This is a genomic window from Vibrio sp. D173a, assembly GCF_030248475.1.
This window is the reverse complement of the sequence record NZ_JAHGAH010000741.1, coordinates 1-678: the sequence shown is the minus strand read 5'-3', so window position 1 is coordinate 678 and position 678 is coordinate 1. Positions and strand designations below refer to the sequence as shown.

At 42.9% G+C, this 678-nt stretch carries 1 protein-coding gene; it reads right to left on the bottom strand.

What is annotated here, in order from left to right; genetic code table 11:
• Positions 1–244: 244 nt before the first annotated feature.
• On the bottom strand, positions 245–678 hold a 434-nt coding region (locus KIV40_RS28940; RefSeq protein ID WP_285352671.1), incomplete at its 5' end, for an FCD domain-containing protein.

Here is a 678-nt window from a genome sequence, read left to right as displayed (position 1 = left end):
TAGTAAGAGCGAGAGTTAGGGATTCATACTGTCTGGTTAAAAGAGGCGTGGTATGTTTGTCGATTTTTTAGTGAGATTAACCATAGGCACATTGGTGATCCTTGGTTTTAAACTCAGTGCACTTTATTTCTTGCCAATGGTATTACTACTAAATACTCATCATAAAGAGTTCTTTGGCTGGTAAATCGAAAAAACGGAGCATTAGGCTCCGTTTTTTATTTGCTGCTAATCCTAAATTACAGGTCTAAGCCGCTTCGATAACACGCTCGATACGCTTCATTGAACCCATCAAGTGTTGGTCAAGCAACTCAGTCGCTTGCTCTGCATTCTTCGACAATACCAGCTTCATGATCATCTCGTGCTCGTCGATATTAAACAGCGCTTCTGAATCTTGGCCTTCTGAAAGTGCAAGGAAACGGTAGCGCTTCACTTGGTTGATGAGATCACTAAAGAACTCAAACATGTTCTTTGAATCTGCGCCTTCTAATAGTGCTACGTGGAATTGCTGGTGGCGCTCTTCCCATTCTGCACCATTGAACTCTTCAGCGATGTTATTGATGCGAGATAGCTTGTGGTACGAAGTCAGTACTTCTAGCTCCCAGCTTTCGTCACCGGTAGCGATTGCTTTTTTCAGCAATACAGAAGAGACGACGCGTAGGCTCTCGTAAAGGTCATTAA